This is a genomic window from Geobacillus sp. WSUCF1 (assembly GCF_000422025.1).
Taxonomy (GTDB): Bacteria; Bacillota; Bacilli; order Bacillales; family Anoxybacillaceae; genus Geobacillus; species Geobacillus zalihae.
This window is the reverse complement of record NZ_ATCO01000321.1, coordinates 1-211: the sequence shown is the minus strand read 5'-3', so window position 1 is coordinate 211 and position 211 is coordinate 1. Positions and strand designations below refer to the sequence as shown.

Annotated in this window: 1 pseudogene; it reads left to right on the top strand. The window is 32.7% G+C overall.

Going from position 1 to position 211, the window contains the following annotated elements:
- Positions 1–211 (top strand): annotated as a pseudogene (locus I656_RS19635) (IS200/IS605 family element transposase accessory protein TnpB); the annotation flags it as partial.

Genomic DNA, 211 nt, shown 5'->3' with positions numbered 1-211 from the left:
GAAACATGGCAACGCAATATTAATCTAGGAAAAAAGACAAATCAAAACTTTGTCAATATTCCTCTCGGTAACATAAAAGAAAAACTAGAATATCTTTGTAAATTTTACGGCATTGAATTCTTGAAACAGGAAGAATCATATACGTCTCAAGCCAGCTTTTTTGACGGCGATGAGATTCCTGAATATAATGCCGACAATCCAAAAGAATATA